Raw genomic sequence first — 23,415 nt, forward strand, 5'->3', positions numbered from 1 at the left:
AAAGGGTCGGGATTGACGCGTGCCTGTTGTCCAGGGGTACACGCTGGTGTGGACCTTTGGCCCATGCCTGGGGCCGGTACGACGCCAAACGCGCCGGTCCGAGGTCAGGTCCTGAACGTGATGGGGAGGGCAGGGTTGATCGGCCATCCGTAGGGGATCGCGTTCCTTGCCCGGGTCTCGGTAGGAGTGGCCTCTGCGGCCCGGTTGTGCTCTGAGCTGCCGTCGTTGTGCTCGTCAGGGGTCTCGGTCTGGTCGTCCATGCCGGTCGTCCTCTCGTGGTGGTTCAGGTCGGCAGGTCCCAGCCCGGCCCCTCCGGGGAGCCGAGCCAGACTCGTTGGCGGTCCGGGGTGACGGTCAGGCCGAATTCGGTCTGGGGCGGTGCTCCGGCCGCTTTCCATGTGCCGATGGCGTCCTCGACCGCGTCCCACAGGCGCAGTGGGCCGCCTTGGCGGACGGTGAACCCGCCGCCCAGAGATCCGCCGTCGGCAGAGGGTGCAAGCGTGGCGAACGAGCGGCTCGGCAGGTCGATGAGGTGGTCCAGCATGGGACCGCCGTCCGTGCTCATCCCGAGGTACTGGGCGCCCGGTACGGCGAGCTGCGCGACGAACTGCGGTGTCCACTCGCTCAGGACCTCCGGGCCGACCTGCGTCGGCCGTTCCTCGGCGGCCTGGGTGAGGAGGTCGGACACGCCCGTGAGCGGGGGCGCGGCCTGCGGGCGGGCGATCATGAACGACACGGTTCCGGGCAGGAACCGGCCCTCGGCCCTGCCGCCGTCGCCGACGGTCAGCCGGACCAGGCCCGAGCCGTACAGCCAGCCGGACACGGTCGTCACGATGGTGCCCCCGGGCCGGACCTGCTCCAGCCACGCCGGCGGGATACTGCGTACCGAGCAGAACGCGATGAGCTTGTCATAGGGCGCGTTGCCGCGGTGGCCGAGAAGGCCGTCCCCGGTGATGACATCCGGGTCGTACCCGGCGGCCTTGATCGCTGCGCGAGCGCGCTCGGCGGCGGCCGGGTCGGTCTCGATGCCGGTGACCTGCTTGCTGCTCAGCCGCTCGCACACCAGGGACGTGGAGTAGCCGGTGCCCACGCCGACCAGCAGGACGCGGTCCCCGTTCTGGGGGTCGAGATCCTGGAGCATGCGCACGAGCAGGCTCGGCAGGGTGGACGAGGAGGTCGGGTCACCGTGGACCGGGCCGTCGACGTCCCCGGGGTGCACGTGGCCGTCGAGCTGGGTCACGAGTGTGTGATCGGTGTAGACCTCGTGCAGCCACGCGCCCGCCTCACTGGGGCCGGGGACGACCGGGGCCCACTGGGTGCCCTGGGGGGTCTCGGCGTGGCGGAAGAACGTGCGGGCGAATTCGTGCCGGGGGACGGTCTCGACAGCCGACCGCCAGACGGCCGACCGTAGGTGCCCGTCGCTTTGGAGCTGGTCGGCCAGTTTCTCGCGCAGCTCGGCGGCGCGGACCTCGTCCACCACGACGGGGGTGTGCTCGGTCATGCGGGGAGTCCTTTCTCCAGCAAGTCGGCCAGGGCGGCGGTGATGGCCCCGGTCGTGTGGTCATCAACGAACGCCCACTGCCCGTTGGGGTTGCACTCGTAGAAGCGCCACACACCGTCACGGCCGAGGGCGAAGTCGAACGCGCCGAAGGCCAGCCCGAAGGCGCGCAGGTAGGCGCGGACGCCGGTCCGGACCGGGCCCGGCACGTCGATGGGGGCGTAGGTGATCCGGTCGTAGTCCCATCGCCAGTCCAGGTGATCGCCGTCGATGGTGATGCGGGTGGCGAACAGCTCGTCGCCGACGGCGGCTATCCGTACGTCGGCGGTCTTGTCGACGGCCTGCTGGAACAGGTGGGGGCAGGCGGCGACGCCGTCGCCGATCTCGCCGGCGTCGACCGGCCGGACCCAGATCGTGCGGAGTTCACCGTCCTGGCGGTACTCGGTGGAGCGCAGCGGCTTGTAGACCACCGGGCCGTACTCCTTCGCGAAGGCGCGTGCGGCGTCCGGGTCGTTCGTGATCAGTGTCGGGGGGACCTCGAGCCCGGCCCGCAGAGCTGCGGTGATCTGGCGGGGCTTGTACTCGGCACCGGAATTGCGGTGCGGGTGGTTGACATACAGGCACTCGGGGAGCGCGGCCAGGAGCCCGCCGAGGCCGTGCCGGACCTGGGCCGCAGTGAACTCCCGCTCCTGGTTGTTCAGATCACCGGGGGCGGTGTAGCGGGATGGGCGCCGGTAGTAGACGGCCCTGGCGTGCTCCAGGCCGAGGGAGCGGGTCGGGGTGGTGAGCGGGCCGTGCCACGAGCGGCCGGCGCCCGCACGGGCGGACAACGTCACGTCGGCCGGCTGGCCGGGGTCGAGCCGCACGACCGGGATGTCCCGGCCGTGCAGCTCGGTGATGACGTGGTCCGCCGTCAGGTCATCCAGCGCGGTCACGACGATGACCGGACGAGGAGAGGCCATCGGTCAGTCCTGGTCGTTTTCCTGGTCGTGGCCCTCGTCGGCGTTCGATGAACTGGAGCCGTCGCCCTGGCTGGTGCGGGTCTTGGTCTCCTTGCCGGTGCCGGTGCCGTGCTTGCCCATCTCCATAGGCCGGCCGAGGGCGTCGTGGTAGACGGTGGTCTGGGTGACGGGGTCGAGCCGTACGGCCGTCCCGGCGTTGGTGATCACCGACGGGTAGGGCTCCATGCGGGTCAGGCCCCATGGCTGAACGGTTGTGTTCATGAGCGCTTCCTTTCCTCGATCGCTAGCGGAGAGTGCCCTCCCCGGCCCCGCGGGCTGACCGGGCTCCGGCGCCGGGAAGGGCTGGCCGCCTCGGGGGAAGCGGCCGGGCCTTGTACAGCTACGGGAATGGAGTGGAGCCGTACAAGGGGCTGGGTGCCGGCCACACCAATGCGTCCCGGCCATGAGCCGTACGACCCGTGAGGAGGACCGGAACGGCATTGGGCACGGGATGGCCGGTCACTTCCTGGCGTCCGTGTGAAGCTCGGCCCAGACCCGTTTCCCCCAGGGCAGGGAATCGACCTTCCACCTGTCGGCGAGGCTGGCGACCACGGCCAGGCCCCGCCCTCTCTCCTCGTCGAAGGGCGGCATCTGGCGGACGGGCCGCTGCCGGGACATATCCACCACAGCCACCCGGACGCGATCCGGCCTGGGCCGGGGGACAGTTACCCGCAGGTTGCGGCACTCGGTATGGACGACCGCGTTGGCAACCAGCTCGGACACGATCAGCACACCTGTATCGATCAGGTCGGGCAGGTCCCAGGTGTTGAGGGCGGCGGTCACCAGGAGCCGGGCGCGGCGGGCGGATGTGGCCTCCCGGGGCATGGTCTGGGTGTACGCGGGGACGCCGGTCGCGGCGGGGTGTGCGGTCATGATCATTGGTCGCCTCAGCGTTCCGGGGCCGCCACCCGCCCCCGGGCTGGGCAGGGGAGAGGACAGCGGCAGATCAATGCGCCACGCATCTGTACGCAGCGTGTCCGACGCCAGTACAACGGCGCCCTGTGCAGGGTCGTGAGGAAAAGTTCCGCAAGTGCTGGTCACGGCCGACCGGAAATTTCCGGGGCGCACCTCGCCTGGGCCGCTGTGCTCGACGCGCCGTCTCGCTACCGTGAGCGCCGTGGAGGGGACCGAACACAGGCAGCCCAACCAGCGCCTTCAAGAACACATGAACGAGGCGGGGTTCAGCCAGAACGAACTCGCCGACAGCGTCAACGTGTTCCTCATCGGCGCCGGCCACCCCGGCACGGTCTCCGACCGCACCGTCCGCCAGTGGCTGACCGGAAAAACCCGCTGGCCCCACCCTCGGCAACTCCAGGCATTAGAGGCAGTATTCGGGTGTACCGCCGAAGAACTGGGGTTCGCTCCACCCCCGGGCAGACGTACCACCACCAGCACCCCGGAGAGTCCCGTGCTGCGCCGCACCTTCTTCACCGCGACCACCGGGACGACCGCCGCCGCCGTCGTCCCCCTCTTCTCCACACGCCCGAACCGCGTCGGTACCAGCGACGTCATCGAGCTGCGCAAGGGCCTGGACGCCCTGATGGCCCTGGACGCCCACCGGGGCGGCCACGAGGCCCTGGAGGGTGCCGCCCTGTCCGGCGCCCGCCAAGCTCTCGACCTCCAGCAGAAGGCCGCCACCCAGAGCATCCGCAAGCGCCTGTTCACCGTGGCCGCCGACTACACGGCCACCGCCGCCTGGTCCGCCATCGACGCCCGCCAGTCCGACCGCGCCCAGACCCACCTCGACCGCGCCCTGTACCTCGCCGGCATGGCCAAGGACGGCGCCGCTCAACTGCGCGTGTGGAACAGCTACGCGATGCTGGCCCACCAGCGTCAGGAGCACACCAAGGCCATCGATGCCGGGTACGCCGCCCAAGCGGTCGGGATCTGCCGCAGGGACCCGTTGTACGCCTCCCTGGCGCACGCCCGCACGGCCGTTGGTCACGCGACCAAGGGCGATCGCCAGGCCGCGCTTCGGTCCCTCGGGTACGCCGAGGCCGCCCTGTCCAAGGCCGATCCCGACCAGCCCCAACCGTCATGGATCGCCTTCTACGACCTGTCGGAGCTGACGGCGCTCGAGGCCATCGTCCGAGACCGCATCGGGGATTCCGAGGAAGCCGAGGCCGCCTCGCACCGCGCGTTGTCGTCCATCCCGCGCCAGTTCCACCGCAACCGGGCCCTGGCCACCACGCGGCTGGCCCTCGCACAGCTGCACCAGCGCGAGATCGAAGAGGCGTGCGCCACCGCCTCCAGCGTCTTCGACCTGATGGCTGGATACCCGATCCCGGGCCGGATGCGGTCCCTGCTGGGTGACTTCTACCGGGACCTCATCACCCTGGCCCCGGACGCCGCCGTCGCGGGAGAGTGGGGCGACCGCTTCCGCAGCGAATGGAGCCGAGCTTGACCACCATCGATGTCCGGCACTTCACCCACGATGACGCGGCCGAGATCCGCCAGACCCTTCTCGACGTGCACGCCGACGCCTATGCCGACCGCGCCGACGATCCGTTCGTCCAGCGCTTCCCCTGGTTCGTGGACCACTGGTCCAGCCATCCCGGGTTCTCGTGCGTGATCGGCTACGACGGCTCCGAGCCGATCGGCTACGCCTACGGGGCCGCCGCGAACCCGGACCGCGAGTGGTGGCGGGAGCACCTCGCCCCGGCGCCGGCGAGGGCGAAGACGTTCCATGTGTCCGAGCTGATGGTGCGACCGAAGTGGCGCAAGCACGGGCACTCCGAGCGGCTGCACCGTGCCCTTCTGGGCGCCCGGGATGATGACCTTGCCGCGCTGCTGGTGGACGTGACACACCCCAAGGTTCAGTCCCTGTACGAATCGTGGGGGTACCGGAAGGTCGGTGAGCGCCAGCCGTTCCCCGACTCGCCGGTGTACGCGGTGATGCTCGCCGATCTGCCTCTATCGGTCTGACGGAGACGTGGCCCGGCGCCCGGCCTTCGATCAGCTTCCGAACGGCTGGGCGCGGCTTAGGAGCAGGCACCACACATCGCCTGGCAGTGCTCGACATGAAACAGGAACGCCGCATCTCTGACTGAAATCGATCGGCTCGGCGTTCAACTGACCGTGCTGTCTCAGGTCGAGAGCCCTTACGGCCGGTTATATGGCGCGCATCAGGGCGCGCCACTACCAATTGACTGGAGTTCGCGCCAACCTTCTGGACGACACGCCAGACAAGAAATCAGTCGTTTATGTAGTGTTTAGCGTATGCCAAGACGGATGGTGCCCTCACGTCGGCGCATGGCATCGAGAAGCAGCCACATTGATCAAGGCGCTGCCGCTCAAATGGGCTGGTCAAAGCCACGGCGACCCCCGCTAGCGTGGCTAATTGGCCAATCGCCTTAATTTTCTTGCCCTTTGATCAATCAATGGCATAGATTCGTCACGCACTCAGCAAAAAGGGCAGACCGGGGGGCTGTTTAGTGCTCAAGTGGGGGAACGACTCGCGAGAGATCAACGAGGCCGTGAGACATGGCCTTGCCTACGTCTCAGTTGACGGCTTCGAGACGACCTCCTTGGCGCTACTGCCTAACTAGGCAGACACCAAGCACCTCTATCAGGCAAGGCTCAGATATCCCTTGAATGCAAAACTGCCCTTGCTGCCCATCAAATGTCCGCGCCCCAGCTGGTTTTGGCGACCCTCGCAAGGACGCGGACACCCTTCAACGGAGGTAAGACTACATGAACCGCAAGTCCCTGAGAATAGCGGCCGCGACGGCGATGGCAGCCATCTCGCTCGGCGTGGCCATTCCGGCCGCCAACGCCGTGGAAGCCCACCGTAATACGGCCAGCGTGTCCACGCTGACCATCTCCGAGGTGCAGCTGACCGCCCTCAAGGCGGCAAACCCGCGGTCCGCCACCAATGGCGAGGCCGGCATCTCCGCTGCGGAGCTCGCCGCCCTGACGGCCGCCGCCAACGCCGGCGAGGGCCAGGAGATGTTCGGCGGGAAGATCGACGCGATCATCGCGCTGCTGAAGAAGTCCCCCGGGCTTTTCAAGGCTGCCGTGAACGCCGCTAAGAAGGGCGCGGGCGCCTTTAAGGACTGGGTCGATGGGCTCTCCGACTGGAACCCGGTCAAGTGGACGCTCCAGGCCCTGCCCGGTGAGGCCATGATTGAGCTGGTCCGCTACCTCTCCGGGATGTAATACCGCTTGACGCTGTGATGCCCCCGGGTACGGGGGCATCACAGCCACCTGACCTGGAGTTGCACAGTTGAAAAAGACGAGGGAACAGGCAGTCTCGGACAACCTCTGGGGTTCGCCCGCTTTGTTCATTACGGCCGCCTTCATCTGCTTCAACGTCGCGAGAGGCGATGAAGCCGAGCTGGCGGGCTGGGCCTTGTACGCATGCGGATGGCTGCCAGCGCTGGGGATGCTCACCTGGTGCGCCGTCAAGCGGCGCAAGCCCGGCGTCGGAGGAGCCGTCAGCTTCCTCATGCTGCTCCTCTTCGGGAGCATCTTTTGGCTTACCCACGGCTGACCCGCGCCGCCGGCATGCGCCTCGCATGGGGAACCCGACCCGAGGGGGGTACACCGGTTGAGCGCGTGTCTTCCGACTTGACCGCGACGCTGTCCGGCGTGTTCGAAGGGTGATGTGGACGCCCTTTTCCTTCGAAGGGTTGCGCTGCCGTGCACGGCACGCACGCCAGATGAGTCCTGTCGTTGGGCCCGTCAGGCGTTGGGCGAGGGAGACCTGAGCCGCACTCCGGCGCGCGACCTTGCCGGTATCCGGTTACTGGTCCCGGCAAGGTCCGGCGCATGCGGGTGAGCAGGGAAGCCGTGCCTCTGCACCTCGCCATCAGCGCAGGTCAAGGTGTCGTCCTGCTCGGCCATTGCTCGGCCGAACGTCCCGTCAGTCACCGTCACCGTCACCGGGCGGACGGAACGACACGAGTCGCGATCCAGAGTTCCCTCTGGCCTGTGGTGTTCGGCAGTTGGCGGCACGGGACGGCACTCGTCATCATTCGGTGGAATCGGGCACCACACGCGACCCGCAGACTTTTAATCCATTGGTTGTGGGTTCGAGTCCCACACGGCCTACCGCCGAGGCCCAGGTCGGACCGTTCTGACCTGGGCCTCAAGGCTTTTCCCAAGGCTTTTCCCCGAGTGGTTTCCCGCCGCCACGCCGCCCTGGGTCCGGTGCCCGGCCAGGGGCGGACGCTAGCGTGTCGGTTGGGAACGGGGCCGCCGGCCCGGCTCCAGGGTCCTCTGGCCAGCCCTTGGCGATGTCCCGTTCCCACCCTTTCCTCCCCGTCGCCCCCCCATCGCCCTCGCGCCCCTAGGCCGTGATCTTGGTGACCTGGCCGGCGCCGACGGTGCGGCCGCCCTCGCGGATGGTGAAGCGCAGGCCCTCCTCCATGGCGATCGGCTGGATGAGTTGGACCGTCATCTCGGCGTTGTCGCCGGGCATGACCATCTCCGTGCCCTCCTTGAGGGTCACAACACCGGTCACGTCGGTCGTACGGAAGTAGAACTGTGGACGGTAGTTGTTGAAGAACGGGGTGTGACGGCCGCCCTCGTCCTTGGAGAGGATGTAGGCCGTGGCCTCGAAGTCGGTGTGCGGGGTGACCGAACCCGGCTTGATGATGCACTGGCCGCGCTCGACGTCCTCGCGCTTGATGCCGCGCAGCAACAGACCGACGTTCTCGCCCGCCTGGCCCTCGTCGAGCAGCTTGCGGAACATCTCGATACCGGTGACCGTCGTGGTCGTCTTCTCCGGGTGGATGCCGATGATGTCGACGGTCTCGTTGACCTTGAGGATGCCGCGCTCGATACGGCCGGTGACGACGGTGCCGCGACCGGTGATCGTGAAGACGTCCTCGATCGGCATCAGGAACGGCTTGTCGACGTCACGCTCGGGCTGCGGGATGTTCTCGTCGACGGCGTCCATCAAGTCCTCGACGGACTTGACCCAGGTCGGGTCGCCCTCGAGCGCCTTCAGCGCGGAGATCTTGACGACCGGGGCGTCGTCACCCGGGAACTCGTACTCGTTGAGGAGCTCACGGACCTCGAGCTCGACGAGCTCCAGGATCTCCTCGTCGTCCACCATGTCGGCCTTGTTCAGGGCGACGACGATGTACGGAACGCCGGACTGGCGGGCCAGGAGCACGTGCTCCTTGGTCTGCGGCATCGGACCGTCGGTCGCGGCGACCACGAGGATCGCGCCGTCCATCTGGGCGGCACCGGTGATCATGTTCTTGATGTAGTCCGCGTGACCCGGGCAGTCGACGTGGGCGTAGTGGCGCGCCGCGGTCTGGTACTCGACGTGCGCGATGGAGATGGTGATGCCGCGCTGACGCTCCTCCGGGGCCTTGTCGATCTCGTCGAAGGGCGTGTAGGGGTTCAGGTCCGGGAACTTGTCGTGCAGCACCTTGGTGATCGCCGCGGTGAGAGTGGTCTTGCCGTGGTCGACGTGACCGATGGTGCCGATGTTGACGTGCGGTTTTGTCCGCTCGAACTTCGCCTTCGCCACTGGGAAACCTCCAGTTCGCCTCAGCAGGACGAAGGAAGGCCGGCGGCCGTCGATCCCTCGCGTCCTGAAAAGGTCGTGAATACGCGGAGCAATGCTCCCGTCACTCTATGTCGTCATGGCCTCATCTGGCGCGCGGCACGTCCCCGGATGGCCGAGCGCGTCCCCCGCCGTCCGCTTCCCGAGACAGGGGGCGAACAACGCCACACGTGAGGGTGGCGACGCGGCTGGACTGGTCCGGGTTTGACGGCGAATGCCCGGGAGGCGATCTGGACAGTCGACCTATCGTGTGCGGCCACCGGAGGCGGATGTGCCGGAGGTAACACGCCATGAGTCATGGGCCAGAGGCATAGGCGATGAAGCACATACGTCTGTTGCGCTGCCGATCCGTGCGGGTGCTGTGGCTGTCGATGACCCTGTCCGTGCTGGGCGACCGGCTGTACGGGCTGGCCGCGATGTGGGTCGTGTACGAGGCGACGGGCTCGTCCTCCCGGACGGGCCTGGTGGCCGTCGTCGAGTCGCTCCCCTACATAGCCCTCGGCGGCGCGGGCTCCGTGATGGCCCGCTTCTCCCGCTGGCGCTCCCTGGCCTGGGTGGACGCCGGCCGGGCCGTCGTCGCGCTGGCCGTGCCGCTGTTCTGGTCGCCGGACACGACCGGCTTCCTGATCACCCTGACGCTCGTGCTGCTGCTCGGCACGCTCAGCGCGCTCTTCGACCCCAACTTCGGCGCGCTGGTCCCCCAGCTGGTGCCGGTCGAGGAGCTGCCGCTGGTCAGCGGCCTGTTCGACCTGACGTCGAGGATCGCGGGCGTGCTCGGGCAGGGGAGCGTGGGGGTTCTCCTGCTGCTCGTGTCCGAGATCGAACTGTTCGCCGTCGACGGCTGCACCTTCGTCGTCTCGGCCCTGGCCCTCGGCTGGCTCGGCCACCGCACGGCGACGGAGGGGAGCGCGGACGACGCGCCGGGGGACCCGCCCGCCGCCGGGCGGCAGGGACCGGACGTACGCGCCCGGTCCCTGCTCCACCGCCACCCCCGGATCGCGATCGCGGTCGCCGTGCACGGCGTGGCCCTGTTCACCGCGGCGGTCTCGACCGTCGGCCTGCCCCCACTGCTCGTCTCCCGCTTCGGCCAGGGCGCCACCGGATACGGCCTGGCCCTCGCCGCCACGGCCGCCGGCGGACTCGCCGGGAACCTCCTCACCGGCCAGCTCGTCGGACGGCCGGCCGACGGCGGCCCGGCCGCGCCCGCCGAGTCGTGGATCACCACGTACTGCCTCGCCTGGGCGCTGTCCGGATTCGCGCTGGCCGGGCTGGGCGTGGCGGACTCCATGACGGCTGTGATCGCCCTGTGCGTCGTCTCCGGCCTCCTCTTCCCCGTCTGCGCCGTGACCTTGCGCGCCCACCTGACCCGCTTCGCCCCGGCCGAGCGCCTCCGGCTCCTGACCGTCGACCAGACGGTCACGCGGTCGGCAGGGATGGCCGGACTCCTCCTGCTGCCGCCCGTCGTGGACGCGGCCCCGGCCGGGGCGTTCGTAGGCGCGGGCGTTCTGCTGTCGGCGGCGGCGCTGACGGGCTGGTGGCGGGGTGGCCGTACGGCCGATGCGTCCGCAGGGGGCCGCGCCCCGTAAGGGGCGCGGGGAACTGCGCGACCAGCCACGAACGGCCCGCGGCCGAGGTCCCGCACCGCGAGAGGACGGCGACCGCGAGCGCGAGCGAACCCGTCAGTTGGTGAAAACCCCGCCCCCGGCGTGTGTTCACGCCGCTACGGTAAGTGCGCGGGGTGGGCAGTAGTGGTGCGGCGAGTTCGGGAGGCGACGGGCATGGCGAAGACGCGAGCGGGCGGGGGCGAGGGCGAGAGCAGGCGGAGCGGCGAGCCGGACGGCTCCACCGGCTCCGAGCAGACGCCGGCTGAGCAGACGCCCGCCGAGCAGGTGGCGGAGCTGCTGAAACGGGCCCAGAACGGCTTCGAGATCGGCGAGCCCCTCCTGGACCGGCTGCGTACGGCGCTGATGCACCAGACCGAGCTCCGCTCGTACCGTCAGCGCAACGACGGCCGGCGCCCCCTCCGGTGCAACACCTACCGGCACATCTTCCTGCTCGCCGACGGCAGCAGCCTCGTGCTCTACGAGCTGGAACACGACACGGGACCGCAGGAACGCTTTCTCTACGAGCTCTACACCGACGACGGCGCGCTCGACGCCGCCGAGCGCCGGGTGCATGACCGGATCGGCGGCGGGGGCATCGGGCCGGGGAGCGAGTCCGAGGAGCTGCCCGCCTGGCTGGCGGAGGAGCTGCTCCTCGCGATGGGCCCGACCAGGCCCCGCCGGGAGTACGTCTCCGAGGCCTCGCCCGACCACGCCCGCAGGCTGCTGCGCCGCGCGGAGAACGCGGACGGGCCCGGGGAAGTCGTCCGCGAGCTGCTCCAGGGGGCGCTCGGCCACCACATCGCGCTGATCACCAAGCCCAGGCGCCGGGCCACGGGCCGCGACGCCACCTGGTGCCGGTTCTACGAGCACGCGTTCTTGCTGGAGGGCGGGGGCGAGGTCAGCCTCTGGGAGCTGGAGCACAACATGACGGCCGACGGGCGGCTCGTGTGTGAGGTGTATCTCGACGAGGCGGAGGCGGAGGTGGCCGCCGACCGCCATGCCAGGGCGCAGGGCGTCGAGTTATAGGGACGCGGTACGGGAGGAGCCGGGGTGGCGGGGCGTCCGCCCCGGGCCATGGTGAGGAGAAGGCCATGGCCATGGCGGCTGGTCCTATGGTACGGTCGACCAAGTTGCAATTGTGGTACCCATGAACTTGTGTGCGCCTCGGTTTGTTGCCGATGGCGCATTTTTGTTTTTGCCGGTCTGTTCCGGTCTGGGGACCCACCCCATCCAAAGGAGTAAGACTATGGCTACCGGCACCGTGAAGTGGTTCAACTCGGAAAAGGGCTTCGGCTTCATCGAGCAGGACGGCGGCGGCCCCGACGTCTTCGCCCACTACTCGAACATCGCCACGAACGGCTTCCGTGAGCTCTTCGAGGGCCAGAAGGTCTCCTTCGACGTCACGCAGGGCCAGAAGGGCCTGCAGGCGGAGAACATCGTCAACATCTGACGACCCCGGCCGGATTCGTCCGGCCCAGCGTGACGCCGAAATGCGTCACGCGGCACAGCACGACAAAAGGCCCGCGCCACTGGGTGCGGGCCTTTTGCCGCCCCGCGCCAGCGCGCCCAGGGCTCACGCCGGAACGTCCGTCCAGGGCCGCCCCGCGAACGAGGTCTCCGAACCGGGCGTGCCACCCCACTGAGGGAAGGTCCCCCGAATGACTCGTTCCGCACGCCCCGCCCGCTCCTCGGAGTCCCGCTCCGCCGACTCCGCCCGTTCCGGCCGTCCGGCGGGCCCCGCCCGCTCCGGCCGTCCCGCCCGTTCCCGTGGCGGACGTCAGCCCGAGCGTCGCCCCGCCGCCCCTGTCCAGGGTGAGTTCGAGACGCCCGTCAGCACGACGCCGGCCCTGCCGGCCGTCGACTCCTTCGCCGAGCTGGACATGCCCGGCGGTCTGCTCTCCACGCTGACCCGCGAGGGCGTCACCGAGCCCTTCCCGATCCAGGCGGCGACCCTCCCCAACTCGCTGGCCGGCCGTGACGTCCTCGGCCGCGGCCGTACGGGCTCGGGCAAGACCCTCGCCTTCGGCCTGGCGCTGCTGGCCCGTACGGCGGGACGGCGTGCCGAGGCGAAGCGGCCGCTCGCGCTGGTCCTCGTGCCCACGCGCGAGCTGGCCCAGCAGGTCACCGACTCCCTCACCCCGTACGCGACCGCCGTCAACCTGCGGATGGCCACGGTCGTCGGTGGCATGTCCATCGGCCGGCAGGCCCAGACCCTCGCGCGCGGCGCCGAGGTGCTCGTCGCGACGCCGGGCCGCCTCGCGGACCTCATCCAGCGCGGTGACTGCTCGCTGCGCGACGTGAAGATCACGGTTCTGGACGAGGCCGACCAGATGGCCGACATGGGCTTCCTGCCGCAGGTCACCAAGCTGCTGGAGCAGGTCGCCCCGGGCGGTCAGCGGATGCTGTTCTCCGCGACCCTGGACCGCAATGTCGACCGGCTCGTCCGCCGTTTCCTCACCGACCCGGTGACGCACTCCGTCGACGCGTCGGTGGGCGCTGTGGTGACCATGGACCACCACCTGTTCCACGTCACCGACCAGGACAAGAAGGACGCCGTCAGCCGGGTCGCGGCCCGCGCCGGGCGCGTGATCATGTTCGTGGACACCAAGCGCGGCGCCGACCGGCTGGTGAAGAAGCTGCTGTCCCAGGGCGTCCGGGCCGCGGCGCTGCACGGCGGCAAGAGCCAGCCGCAGCGCAACCGGGTGCTGGAGCAGTTCCGGACCGACCAGGTCACCGCGCTGATCGCGACGAACGTCGCCGCGCGCGGCATCCACATCGACGGTCTCGACCTCGTCGTCAACATCGACCCGCCGGTCGACCACAAGGACTACCTCCACCGCGGTGGCCGTACCGCCCGCGCGGGTGAGTCCGGCACCGTCGTCACGTTCGTCCTGCCGGAGCAGCGGCGCGAGATGAGCCGCATGATGACCACGGCGGAGATCACCGCGAACGTCATCAAGACCTACCCGACCGACCCCGAGCTGGCCCGTATCACCGGTGCCCGCGAGCCCAGCGGCGTCCCGGTCGTCATCGCGCCGCCGGTCCCGGCCCAGGCGCAGGGCGGTCAGGGCGACAAGGGTGCCAAGCCGTCGCGCTCGCGCGGTTCGCGCTCCCGCTCCGGCTCGCGTTCCGGTTCGGGTGCCGGTTCGGCCACCGGCTCCGGCTCCGGTTCCGGTTCGGGCAACGGCGGCGGCCGTCCGTTCCGCGGCTTCGGCGGCAATGGCGGCGAGGGCTCCCGGCGCTCCGGCGGCACCCGTCCGGGCAACGCCGTCGGCCGGTCGCGCCGAGGCGGCGGCGGTGGCGGCGGTCGCCGCCCTGCCGCGTCCTGAGGCCTTGCGGCCCTGAGGGCCCTGACCTCCTGAAACTCCGACGGCCCCGAGGCCCCGGCCAGCCGGCCGGGGCCTCGGGGCCGTCCGGCCGGGGCCTCGAACGGCGTAACCCCGTTCGCCCGGCCGTACCCCGCCCGCAAGGGTGGACGGGTACGGAGCAAGGGACGTCGGCCGGTCAGGAGCACACGGTGGGGAAGCGAGACGGGCTGCCGCCCGGGCCGGATCCGCTCTGCGAGCCGCTCCCCGGGCGGGTGACGTCGGTCGTCGTCGCCCGCTGCCTCCCCGCCGCCGTCGTCATCGGCGGCATCGCTTTCGACGTCCTCACGCCCCCCAAGTACTCCTCCGCCCCCTTCTTCGTCTCCGCGCCCCTCGTCGCCGCCCCGCTCCTCTCCCTCTTCGCCACCCTGCTCACGGCGGTCGTGTCCCTGGCGGCGATGGTCACGCTCTCCCTCTCGCGGCAGGCGCCGGAGATGGGCGAGTCGGTGACCGAGGTCGCCACCGTCCTGATCGTCGGCGCGCTCGCCGTGGGCATCAACCGCGTCGTACGGCGCGGCCATCTCCGGCTGGCGTCCGTGCGGAGTGTCGCGGAGGCCGCCCAGCGGGCCGTGCTGCCCACGCCCCCGGCCCGGATCGGCGGGCTCCGCGTGGCCGCGCGCTATGTCGCCGCGCAGGCCGACGCCCGGATCGGCGGCGACCTCTACGCGGTGCAGGACACCCCGTACGGCGTCCGCGTCATCGTCGGCGACGTACGGGGCAAGGGGCTCGGCGCGGTGGAGGCGGTCGCGATCCTGATCGGCGCGTTCCGGGAGGCGGCGGAGCAGGAGCGCACGCTGGAGGGGCTGGCGGTGCGGCTGGAGCGCGCGCTTCAACGGGAGGGCGCACGGCGCGCGAACGTCGATCAGGCCGAGGGGTTCACCACCGCCGTCCTGGCCGAGGTCCAGCCGGGCGCGGGCGCCCTGCGCATCGTCAACCGCGGCCATCCGCCCCCGCTCCTGCTCCATCCCGACGGCACCGTCGGGGACACCCACCCCCGAACGCCCGCCCTGCCGCTGGGGATGGAGGACCTGGGCGCGTGGCCGGACCGGGTGGAGGAGTGGGAGTTCCCGGTGGGGGCGACGTTGCTGCTGTTTACCGACGGGGTCACCGAGGCCAGGGACGCGGCCGGGGCGTTCTATGACCCCCAGCCACGGCTCCACGGCAAGCAGTTCCGCAGCCCCGACGCCCTGCTGGACTCCCTCGCGGCGGACGTGACCCGGCACGCGGGCGGGCGTACGGACGACGACATGGCCCTGCTCGCCATCCGGCGGATCGACGGCAGGCTCCGTACCGCTCCCATCACCCACAAACGTCCCCAGGTCACCGCCCGTACCGTGCGCCTGCGATCTCCTCAGATCCATAACGACTGACGAACTATCAGAAGTAAGCGCCTTATAAAGAGCCCCAACGCGCCTGCTGGATTCACCCTTTCGGCTTGGAATCCAGCCGCTCTGTCTATTAACGTTCGATAACGCAGCGCGGTCGTTGCAGCCGTCGCAGGGGCGGTGCCGTGCGCCTTCGCCGAATCCCGCGGGCGGAACCGGGGAACCATCATTTGGGGTGAATCGGGCCCGAACGCAGGCCTGTAGGAGACCTTCCTCCTCCGAACCCGACAGCTAACCCGGTAGGCGAACAGGAAGGAAAGGAGTCGCCCTCGTGGCGTCCAACAGCTCCGACAGCTCCGCGTTCGATGGCAGTCCGTACGACCCTCCGTACGACCCTCCGTTCGTCCCCGCCTACATTCCCCCTTACGAGCCGGATCCGGCTCCCGAGGCCGTCGTCCCCGCCCCCGCGCCCCGGGCGGCGGGCGACGAGTGGGTCCCCGGCGAGGAGCACCCGGCGGCGCCCGTCCGCGGCCGGCACCGCGTCGTCAAGCCGCGCGGCGGCACGATGGCGCGCAGCGGGGCGGTGCTCGGCGCCGGAATGATCGCGGCGGTCGGCGCGGGCGGCATGGCCAGCGCCCAGGACCGCCCGCAGGCCTCCATATCCATGCCGGACCTGGCCCAGAGCATTCCGGTCGTCGGCTCGTTCATGGCCGACGGTCACGAGCAGGGCGGGCAGCGGGCCGTCGAGGCGCAGCAGGCCCCCGTCGAGACGGTACGTACCGTGCGCGACACCGCCGACGCCGGCGAGGTGCTGCGGGCCCGCATCCTCCAGCAGGCCGAGCACCAGCAGGGCGCCGCCGAGGCCGAGGCGCAGGCGCGAGTGGCCCAGGCCGCCGCCGAGCAGCACCGCAAGGCGGCGGCGGAGAAGGCCGCGGCGGAGAAGGCCGCGGCGGAGCGGGAGTCGGCCGAGCGCGAGGCGGCGGACGCGAAGGCGGCGACGTACGAGGCCGCGCAGCGGGCCGCACAGGAGGCGGCCGGCGGTGGGGCGGCGACGGACGGATCGGCCGGATCGGCCGGATCTGCCGACTCGGCCGGAACCCCGGAGCGGCACTCGACCGGATCGTCCACCTCCGCGCATCGCGGCGCCGGCGGATCCTTCACCCTCCCCGTGGCCTCGTACACCCTCACCGCCGGCTTCGGCCAGGCGGGAAACATGTGGTCCGCGAACCACACCGGCGAGGACTTCGCCGCCCCCACCGGCAGCCCGGTGAAGGCGGTCGGCGGCGGCACCGTCACCCAGGCGGGCTGGGCGGGCGCCTACGGCTACCGCATCGTGCTGACGCTCGATGACGGGACCGAGGTCTGGTACTGCCACCTGTCGTCGATGGTGGTCACGTCGGGCAAGGTCGGCACGGGCACGGTCATCGGCCGGGTCGGCGCGACCGGCAATGTCACCGGCCCGCATCTCCACCTGGAGGTACGGCCGGGTGGTGGCGCGCCGGTGGACCCGCTGTCGTGGCTGCGGGGCAGGGGCCTGGAGCCGTAGCGAGCGGGCGGGCCGAGCGGGTGGACCGAGCAGGCGGGGGCGCCGGTTCGGCAAGCCGGGCAGGGCAATCAGGTCATAGCGACCCCAGAACCACCCGATATCGGATATCCCGGGAATGTTCTGTGTGCGATCGGGAAATCAGATGACGTGACGACCACCGCGACGATCACCACGTCCGTGCCCGCCCGCCTGGACCGGCTGCCCTGGTCCCGGTGGCATTGGACCGTGGTGATCGGTCTCGGCACGGTCTGGGTCCTGGACGGCCTGGAGGTCACGGTCGTCGGCAATATCGCCGGCCGTCTCTCCGAGCAGGGCAGCGGATTGCCGATCACTTCCGGCGGGGTGACGGGAGTGGCGGCCGCGCTCTATGTGGCGGGCGCCTGTTCCGGCGCGCTCTTCTTCGGCCGGCTGACCGATCTCTTCGGCCGTAAAAGACTCTTCATGGTCACGCTCGCGGTCTATCTGGCCGCGACGGCCCTGACCGCGCTCTCGTACTCGTCCTGGTGGTTCTTCACCTTCCGCTTCGTGACGGGTTTCGGTATCGGCGGCGAGTACGCGGCGATCAACTCCGCCATCGACGAACTGATCCCAGCCGTCTACCGCGGCCGTGTCGACCTCATCATCAACGGCAGCTTCTGGCTCGGCGCCATCGCGGGTTCGTTGCTGTCGATCCTGATGCTCGACACCAGCATCTTCGACAAGGCCATCGGCTGGCGGCTGACCTTCGGACTGGGCGTGATCCTGGGGCTGGTCATCCTGCTCGTACGCCGCCAGGTGCCCGAAAGTCCGCGCTGGCTGTTCATCCACGGCAGAGCCGAGGAAGCCGAACGTCTCGTCACGTCGATCGAGAAGCGCGTCGTCGCCGAGAAAGGCGTCCCCCTCCCGCCGGCCAAAGGGCGCCTCGCCATCCGTCAGCGCGAGAGCTTCGGATTCCGTGACATCGCCCGTACGGTCTTCTCCGACTACCGGCGCCGGGCCGTCCTGGGCCTCGCCCTCTTCATCGGCCAGGCGTTCCTCTACAACGCGATCACCTTCGGTTTCGGTGCCATCCTCACCCGTTTCTTCGGTGTCTCCACGTCCCGCACCGGCTATTACTTCGCGGTCATAGCGGTGGGCAACTTCCTCGGCCCGCTCTTCCTGGGCAAGCTCTTCGACACCATCGGCCGGCGCATCATGATCTCCTCGACATACCTTTTGGCCGGGGTCCTGCTGTTCGGCACCGCCTGGCTGTTCGGCGCCGGACAGCTGAACGCCGTCACCCTCACCGCCTGCTGGGCGGTGGTCCTCTTCTTCGCCTCGGCGGGCGCCAGCAGCGCCTATCTCACCGTCTCCGAGATCTTCCCGATGGAGACCCGGGCCATGGCCATCGCCTTCTTCTACGCGGTGGGCACGGCGGCGGGCGGCATCAGCGGCCCGCTCCTCTTCTCGGCCCTCACCCAGAGCGGCGTCGTCGCCGATACGGTCGTGGCCTTCTGCCTCGGCGCGGCCCTGATGTGCATGGGCGGAGTGGTGGCCGCGTTCCTGGCCGTACGGGCGGAAGGCCGCTCGCTGGAGGACATCGCGGCACCCCTGTCCGTCCACCCTCCCGATCCCCTGCCGGCACCGGCGCCCGCGGAATAACGGGCCCGGCAGGGGAGTTGGACCAACGCATGGCTGACAACACGTATCGCACGGAAATCGGCGGTCTCTCCGTCCACCCCCTGAACCTGGGCGGAAACGTCTTCGGCTGGACGGCCGACGAGAAGCAGTCCTTCGCCGTCCTCGACGCCTACGCCGAGGCCGGCGGCAATTTCATCGACACGGCGGACGTCTACTCCGCCTGGGTGCCCGGCAACCAGGGCGGCGAGTCCGAGACGATCATCGGGAACTGGCTCGCCGAGCGCGGCAACCGCGAGACGATCGTCATCGCCACGAAGGTCGGCAACGGCGTCCCCGAGCACCGGGGCCTGGCCCCCGCGACCGTCAAGGCCGACGTGGAGGCGTCCCTGCGCCGTCTCCGCACGGACCACATCGACCTCCTCTACACGCACGTGGACGACGAGTCGGTCCCCGTCGAGGAGATCATCACGACGCTGGACGGCCTGGTGAAGGAGGGCAAGGTCCGCGAGATCGCGGCCTCCAACATCACGGCGGCGCGCCTGCGGGCCTCGCTCGACTTCTCCGACACCGCCGGCCTGGCCAAGTACGTGGCGATCCAGCCCCACTACAACCTGGTCTCGCGCGACACCTACGAGGGCGAACTCGCCTCCGTGGCCGCCGAGCACGGCCTGGCCGCGATCCCGTACTTCGCGCTGGCCTCGGGCTTCCTCACCGGCAAGTACCGTCCGGGCACGACGGTGGACAGCGCGCGTGCGGGCGGCGCGGCGCACTACCTGGAGAAGGAGCGGGGCGTGCGCGTGCTCGCCGCCCTCGACGAGGTGGCCGCGGCCCACGACGCCGAGCTCGCGACCGTGGCCCTGGCCTGGCTCGCGGCCCAGCCGACGGTGGCGACGCCGCTGGCCAGCGCCCGTACGGTCGAGCAGCTGCCGCCGCTGCTGGCGGTGGCTGACCTGAAGCTCACGGACGAGGAGCTGGCGAAGCTGACGGAGGCGTCGACCGCTTGACGGTCGAGGGATTGGCCCATGACCACGGGCCACAAATGGACCAGTCCGGTGGGACATCAACCCCCTAGGCTCGTGGTCATGACAAACAAAGTGGACTTCTACTTCGACCCCATCTGCCCCTTCGCCTGGATCACGTCCCGCTGGATCCTGGAGGTGGAGCAGCACCGCGACCTCGACCTGCGCTTCCGCGTCATGAGCCTGTCCGTGCTCAACGAGGGCCGCGAGGACCTGCCGGAGCGCTACCGCAGAATCATGGACACCGGCTGGGGACCGGTCCGGGTGTGCATGGCGGCGGCCCAGGAGCACGGCGACCATGTGCTCCGGGACCTCTACACAGCGCTGGGCACCCGTATCCACGCCGCCGACCGGGAGGTCGGCGACGAGGTGATCCGCGAGGCCCTCGCCGAGGTGGGCCTTCCGCTGTCGCTGGCGGACGCGGCGCACTCGACGGACTACGACGAGGCGCTGCGCAAGAGCCACCACGAGGGCATGGACCCGGTCGGCGAGGAGGTGGGCACGCCGACGATGCACATCGACGGCGTCGCCTTCTTCGGGCCGGTGCTGACCGCGATTCCGCGGGGCGAGGACGCGGTCCGGATCTTCGACGGTGTGCGCCTGCTGGCCGGTTACCCGAAGTTCTTCGAACTGAAGCGGACCAGGACGGGCGACCTGGACTTCAGCTAGTGGCGCTACTGCTGTTCCTCTCCACAACCCAGGAAGCAAGCGCGACGGCGGCGGAGACCCCGAGGACGGAGGGCCAAGCCCCGACCTTCTTGGCCAGCGGATGCGACCCGGCGAAGGCGGCGACGTAGAGCCCGCTGAGCCCGGCGGCGGCCCCGGTGCCGGCGGTGTTCTTCCACTGCTTGGCGGCGAGAGCCCCGGCGGCGGCGAGGGCCACTCCACCGAGGGGCCGCTTCTTGGTCCACCGGGCGACGCCGTAGCCGCCGACAAGACCACCGGCGGCCACCAGGGACGTAGGAACTGCCACAGCAACAACCTCCGCATGCGCAACAAAGGATCTCGTCCTAAAGCTAACGCCGGGGGAAGAGGAATCGTCCGCCGCCCTGGGCATGAATCGTTGAGTGACCAATGACGCTCGCAAGACAGCGGAAGCGGGCCGCCGAAGCGCGGCGAGAATCATCGACGAGGCCCTGGGCTTCGTCTACCCGGCCGCGCTGCGCGCGGCGGTGACGGCAGGCGTGGCGGACCACCTGACGGACGGCCCTCGTACCCCGTCCGACCTGGCGAAGGCAACGGGCACGGATGCCCGCAGCCTCCACCGAGTCCTACGCCTCCTGGCCACGAGGGGCTTGTTCGAGGAGGACGGGGAGGGCCGCTTCCACCTGACGGAGACGGGGGCGGCACTGCGCTCGGACGCGCCCGTGTCCGTGCGCTCGGCGGTCCTGATGATCACGGACCGGACGTTCTGGCTGCCGGCGGGCGAGATGACGAGGTGCGTGGAGCAGGGCACATCGGCCTTCGACCAGATCTTCGGAATGCCGTTCTTCGACTACTTCGAGGGGAACGCGGACACAACGGCGATCTTCCACGACGGTATGGCGGCGATGTCGGACGCGGAGAACCAACCGATCGCGGACGCCTACTCGTTCCCGCCCTCGGCCACGGTGGTGGACGTGGGCGGCGGCCACGGCGGCCTCCTCCAGGCGGCCCTCCGCAACACCCCGGGTCTCCAGGGCATCCTCTACGACCAGCCCCACGTCCTGGCCGGCCACCGCCTGGACACCCCCGACCTGGCAGGCCGCTGGACCCTGGCCGAGGGCGACTTCTTCACCTCGGCTCCACCGGGCGACATCTACCTCCTCAAGCGCATCCTCCACGACTGGGACGACGCCCAGTCGCGGACGATCCTCCGCAACTGCCGCGAGGCCATGGCGCCGGGCGGCCGAGTCCTGGTCATCGACGCGGTCATCCCCCAGGACAATGCCCCTCACCAGGGCAAGACGCTCGACCTGTTGATGATGGCGTCGCTGGTGGGCCGCGAACGCACGGAGCAGGAATTCGAGGCCCTCTTCACGGAAGCGGGCCTACGGCTGACTCGGGTGATCCCGACGGGCACGGTCCTGTCGATCGTGGAGGGGGAGGCGGCGGAGGAGATGTAGCGCGCCCGGCCACCTACGACCGGAAGCCGATGATCCCGAACCCGGGCCGGGCCTCGGCGTGCCGCAACCAGCCGATGACGTCCATGACCGCGTCGACGACCTCGGGTTCGAGCGGCGGAGCGTGCCCCTTGCGCTTGGTCTCCTCGAACTGCTCCAGCGCCTTGGCGCACTGCTCAGGGCTCCACTCCCCACACCCCGGTGCTTCGTAAGGCCGAGGCAGAGGCGCCGGCACGCCTGGGTAGCTGAACTCCTCCACGGAAACGGCCGTGATCCCGAGGGCCCGCAGTCCGTCGTCGACCACCGACAGCCAGCTTCCCCGGAAGGGGCAGAAGGAGGAGTTGTCGAGGAAGGAACCGGTGAGGTCGCACAGCCGCTTGTAGGCGTAGCCGTACTGGAAGGCGTGCTCCTGATCGTCGCTGAACGGCCCGCCGTTGACGACGGCTTCCAACGCCTCGTACGCCGTGGGCGCGCCGTCCTTTATCGCGTGCGAGAACCAGTCGTCGTCCCGCGCCAGGTCGTCGGCGAAGCTCTCGCGGATGACCTGGAGCAATTGCTCGTCGCGCGAGCCGACCAGGGCGCGGGTCCTGGCCGGGTCCAGCAGATACACACTCAGTCCCGAACTCATGTACCTGAACCTAGCGGTGACCACTGACAACGCAGCGGGTGTCCGTTTCCTTCAAGACCGGCCGCCTGCCCCCTCCCTACGCTCCCGGTCATGAGCACCACACCAGCACCCGAATTCCACGCCATCGGTCTCGTCGTCTCCGATCTGGCCGCGTCGCTCGCCTTCTACCGTCGCCTGGGGATCGAGTTTCCCGAGGGCTCCGAGGACCAGCCGCACGTAGAGGCCGCTCTGCCGGGCGGCCTGCGCCTCCTCCTCGACCCCGAGAGCACCGTCCGCTCATTCCACCCGTCGTGGCGTCCGCCGACGGGCGGTGGCCGGATGGGGCTGGCGTTCCGGTGCACGGGCCCCGAGCACGTGGACGCGGTGTACGAGGACCTGGTCGGCGCCGGATACCACGGCGAGCTGAAGCCGTGGGACGCCTTCTGGGGCCAGCGGTACGCCGTGGTGCACGACCCGGACGGCAACGGCGTCGACCTCTTCGCCCCTATGACGTGAACTACTGCCGCACCAGCCCGGACAACGACTCTCCCGCCAACTCCCGAACATCACGCGCCAGATGAGCCTGATCAGCGAACCCGGCCCGGACGGCCGTCTCCGCGAAGGGCACGCCGGCGCGGGCCAGGGCGACGGCGCGCTGCATGCGGAGAATCCGGCCCAGCGTCTTGGGCCCGTAGCCAAAGGCGTTCAGGGCACGCCGGTGGAGCTGCCGCGCACTGAGCCCCACCGATTCGCCAGTCGCCGCGACGGACCGGCCAGCCGCCAGAGACGCCACGACCGCCCCCAGCAACGGATCCGGGGCTGGCGCGTCGCCCGCGAGACGCAGCGCCAGCTCCTCAAGCGCGGCAGCCGGATCGCGCGCCGCGTCAACGCGTTCCGTCAAGCGGCGCACCTCGGCACCCGACCAGAGGTCGGCGAGCTCCACACGCCGATCCCGCAGCTCGTGCGCGGGTACGCCGAGCAGGGCGGGAGCGGTACCAGGGTGAAAGCGGACGCCTGCCCAGGGACCCTGCGCGCTGGAGCCAGGGCGGTACGCCCGCGTGTCGGGCCCGGCGACGAGCAGCCTTCCCTCGGTCCACAGCAGATCCATGCATCCGTCGGGCAGCACGGTTACGGTTTCGCCGCTCTCAGCGCCCCGCGACCACACGACAGCGTGCGGCAGCCGGGAGGCACGCTCTGCGTAGGTGGGGGACACGCCGTAAAGGTTACGT

At 70.1% G+C, this 23,415-nt stretch carries 23 protein-coding genes and 1 riboswitch; of the genes, 15 read left to right on the top strand and 8 right to left on the bottom strand.

Annotated elements, in window-relative coordinates:
- Positions 1-283 precede the first annotated feature (283 nt).
- The 4 genes from tgmC to RM609_RS20760 all read right to left on the bottom strand — a co-directional run bounded on the left by tgmC (position 284) and on the right by RM609_RS20760 (position 3,372).
- Entirely contained in the window at positions 284-1,501 is a 1,218-nt protein-coding gene (tgmC, locus tag RM609_RS20745) for an ATP-grasp peptide maturase system methyltransferase (protein ID WP_311612920.1), read from the bottom strand.
- Positions 1,498-2,433: an ATP-grasp ribosomal peptide maturase gene (gene tgmB, locus RM609_RS20750; RefSeq protein ID WP_311612922.1), complete on the bottom strand. Its 936-nt coding sequence runs from the start codon at positions 2,431-2,433 to the stop codon at positions 1,498-1,500. Before tgmB ends, tgmC begins: the two co-directional genes overlap by 4 nt.
- Positions 2,434-2,463: 30 nt before the next feature.
- Complete coding sequence (gene tgmA / locus RM609_RS20755; protein WP_311612924.1) at positions 2,464-2,721, bottom strand: putative ATP-grasp-modified RiPP; 258 nt, start codon at positions 2,719-2,721, stop codon at positions 2,464-2,466.
- A 237-nt stretch (positions 2,722-2,958) separates the two neighbouring features.
- Positions 2,959-3,372, bottom strand: coding sequence for an ATP-binding protein (locus tag RM609_RS20760; RefSeq protein WP_311612926.1), 414 nt, complete (start codon positions 3,370-3,372; stop codon positions 2,959-2,961).
- Between the two features lie 244 nt (positions 3,373-3,616).
- Between RM609_RS20760 and RM609_RS20765 the strand changes: the two genes are divergently transcribed.
- The 4 genes from RM609_RS20765 to RM609_RS20780 all read left to right on the top strand — a co-directional run bounded on the left by RM609_RS20765 (position 3,617) and on the right by RM609_RS20780 (position 6,991).
- Positions 3,617-4,903: an NsdA family TPR-like regulatory protein gene (locus RM609_RS20765; protein ID WP_311612928.1), complete on the top strand. Its 1,287-nt coding sequence runs from the start codon at positions 3,617-3,619 to the stop codon at positions 4,901-4,903.
- Entirely contained in the window at positions 4,888-5,424 is a 537-nt protein-coding gene (locus tag RM609_RS20770; RefSeq protein ID WP_311612930.1) for a GNAT family N-acetyltransferase, read from the top strand. Before RM609_RS20765 ends, RM609_RS20770 begins: the two co-directional genes overlap by 16 nt.
- Before the next feature lie 768 nt (positions 5,425-6,192).
- A complete protein-coding gene (locus RM609_RS20775) occupies positions 6,193-6,657 on the top strand; it encodes a hypothetical protein (protein ID WP_311612931.1) in 465 nt (154 codons plus the stop codon).
- A 67-nt stretch (positions 6,658-6,724) separates the two neighbouring features.
- Positions 6,725-6,991, top strand: coding sequence for a hypothetical protein (locus RM609_RS20780; RefSeq protein ID WP_311612933.1), 267 nt, complete (start codon positions 6,725-6,727; stop codon positions 6,989-6,991).
- Positions 6,992-7,789: 798 nt separating this feature from the next.
- On the opposite strand, the gene tuf is transcribed toward RM609_RS20780, so the two are convergent.
- Positions 7,790-8,983, bottom strand: a complete 1,194-nt coding sequence (tuf, locus tag RM609_RS20785) for an elongation factor Tu (protein ID WP_311612935.1) — start codon at positions 8,981-8,983, stop codon at positions 7,790-7,792.
- A 353-nt stretch (positions 8,984-9,336) separates the two neighbouring features.
- Here tuf and RM609_RS20790 point away from each other — a divergent pair, with 353 nt between their 5' ends.
- The 9 genes from RM609_RS20790 (at position 9,337) to RM609_RS20830 (ending at position 20,146) form a co-directional block, all read left to right on the top strand.
- Positions 9,337-10,605 (top strand): MFS transporter, encoded by a 1,269-nt coding sequence (locus tag RM609_RS20790; protein WP_311612937.1) that lies wholly within the window; start codon positions 9,337-9,339, stop codon positions 10,603-10,605.
- Between the two features lie 192 nt (positions 10,606-10,797).
- On the top strand, positions 10,798-11,649 hold the full coding sequence (locus tag RM609_RS20795; protein ID WP_311612939.1) for a DUF6227 family protein: 852 nt from the start codon (positions 10,798-10,800) through the stop codon (positions 11,647-11,649).
- 220 nt (positions 11,650-11,869) lie between these two features.
- A complete protein-coding gene (locus tag RM609_RS20800) occupies positions 11,870-12,073 on the top strand; it encodes a cold-shock protein (RefSeq protein WP_311612941.1) in 204 nt (67 codons plus the stop codon).
- A 208-nt stretch (positions 12,074-12,281) separates the two neighbouring features.
- Entirely contained in the window at positions 12,282-13,952 is a 1,671-nt protein-coding gene (locus tag RM609_RS20805) for a DEAD/DEAH box helicase (protein WP_311612943.1), read from the top strand.
- A 188-nt stretch (positions 13,953-14,140) separates the two neighbouring features.
- Positions 14,141-15,358: a PP2C family protein-serine/threonine phosphatase gene (locus RM609_RS20810; RefSeq protein WP_438828491.1), complete on the top strand. Its 1,218-nt coding sequence runs from the start codon at positions 14,141-14,143 to the stop codon at positions 15,356-15,358.
- 139 nt (positions 15,359-15,497) lie between these two features.
- Positions 15,498-15,634, top strand: a riboswitch (cyclic di-AMP (ydaO/yuaA leader).
- A gap of 10 nt (positions 15,635-15,644) precedes the next feature.
- Positions 15,645-16,859 (top strand): M23 family metallopeptidase, encoded by a 1,215-nt coding sequence (locus RM609_RS20815; protein ID WP_311612944.1) that lies wholly within the window; start codon positions 15,645-15,647, stop codon positions 16,857-16,859.
- A gap of 147 nt (positions 16,860-17,006) precedes the next feature.
- The gene (locus RM609_RS20820; RefSeq protein ID WP_311612946.1) at positions 17,007-18,479 is read left to right on the top strand and encodes an MFS transporter; all 1,473 of its coding nucleotides are present in this window, start codon (positions 17,007-17,009) and stop codon (positions 18,477-18,479) included.
- A gap of 29 nt (positions 18,480-18,508) precedes the next feature.
- Complete coding sequence (locus RM609_RS20825) at positions 18,509-19,462, top strand: aldo/keto reductase (protein ID WP_311612948.1); 954 nt, start codon at positions 18,509-18,511, stop codon at positions 19,460-19,462.
- Positions 19,463-19,540: 78 nt separating this feature from the next.
- Positions 19,541-20,146, top strand: a complete 606-nt coding sequence (locus RM609_RS20830; RefSeq protein WP_311612950.1) for a mycothiol-dependent nitroreductase Rv2466c family protein — start codon at positions 19,541-19,543, stop codon at positions 20,144-20,146.
- On the opposite strand, the gene RM609_RS20835 is transcribed toward RM609_RS20830, so the two are convergent.
- The gene (locus RM609_RS20835; RefSeq protein ID WP_311612952.1) at positions 20,139-20,450 is read right to left on the bottom strand and encodes a hypothetical protein; all 312 of its coding nucleotides are present in this window, start codon (positions 20,448-20,450) and stop codon (positions 20,139-20,141) included. The genes RM609_RS20830 and RM609_RS20835 overlap by 8 nt on opposite strands.
- 94 nt (positions 20,451-20,544) lie before the next feature.
- On the opposite strand from RM609_RS20835, the gene RM609_RS20840 reads away from it, so the two are divergent.
- Positions 20,545-21,582, top strand: coding sequence for a methyltransferase (locus RM609_RS20840; RefSeq protein WP_311612954.1), 1,038 nt, complete (start codon positions 20,545-20,547; stop codon positions 21,580-21,582).
- Positions 21,583-21,595: 13 nt separating this feature from the next.
- Here the strand turns inward: RM609_RS20840 and RM609_RS20845 are convergent, their stop codons facing one another.
- Positions 21,596-22,207 (bottom strand): DUF7691 family protein, encoded by a 612-nt coding sequence (locus RM609_RS20845; RefSeq protein ID WP_311612956.1) that lies wholly within the window; start codon positions 22,205-22,207, stop codon positions 21,596-21,598.
- Positions 22,208-22,297: 90 nt separating this feature from the next.
- Between RM609_RS20845 and RM609_RS20850 the strand changes: the two genes are divergently transcribed.
- Positions 22,298-22,702: a VOC family protein gene (locus tag RM609_RS20850; protein ID WP_311612958.1), complete on the top strand. Its 405-nt coding sequence runs from the start codon at positions 22,298-22,300 to the stop codon at positions 22,700-22,702.
- Between the two features lies 1 nt (position 22,703).
- Here the strand turns inward: RM609_RS20850 and RM609_RS20855 are convergent, their stop codons facing one another.
- Positions 22,704-23,399, bottom strand: a complete 696-nt coding sequence (locus RM609_RS20855) for a DUF6597 domain-containing transcriptional factor (RefSeq protein ID WP_311612960.1) — start codon at positions 23,397-23,399, stop codon at positions 22,704-22,706.
- Positions 23,400-23,415: the final 16 nt, after the last annotated feature.

This window comes from Streptomyces hesseae, from assembly GCF_031845785.1.
Taxonomy (GTDB): Bacteria; Actinomycetota; Actinomycetes; order Streptomycetales; family Streptomycetaceae; genus Streptomyces; species Streptomyces hesseae.